This window comes from Pseudomonas sp. RA_35y_Pfl2_P32, assembly GCF_963970735.1.
GTDB lineage: Bacteria > Pseudomonadota > Gammaproteobacteria > Pseudomonadales > Pseudomonadaceae > Aquipseudomonas.
The window spans coordinates 1-255 of sequence record NZ_CAXAQF010000428.1 but is presented as its reverse complement, the minus strand read 5'-3'; the positions used below and the strand labels follow the sequence as shown (position 1 = coordinate 255).

General features: G+C 56.1%; 1 pseudogene. It reads right to left on the bottom strand.

Going from position 1 to position 255, the window contains the following annotated elements:
* Positions 1-255: pseudogene (locus AACY45_RS29020) on the bottom strand (IS110 family transposase); the annotation flags it as partial.

The following is a 255-nucleotide window of genomic DNA, read 5'->3' as shown; positions in this document are numbered from 1 at the left end:
GCGTTCATCGCGCTTGGCCCCGCATCGAATACAGTGTGGTGTGCCGCAATTGCCCAAGCGATCCTCGCCAACTTGTTGGCTAGCGCGCAGACCACGTGGTTGGAGTGATGGTGGGTCGCTATCAAATTACGGACCCACTCCGCCAGCGCGCCTTTCTGTCGATCCAGATGCATCAAGTAAACCCGGGCGCACTGGATCAGCAGCCGTCTCTGGTTTCTGTCTCCACGTTTGCTGATACCTAAAAGTACAGTTTTC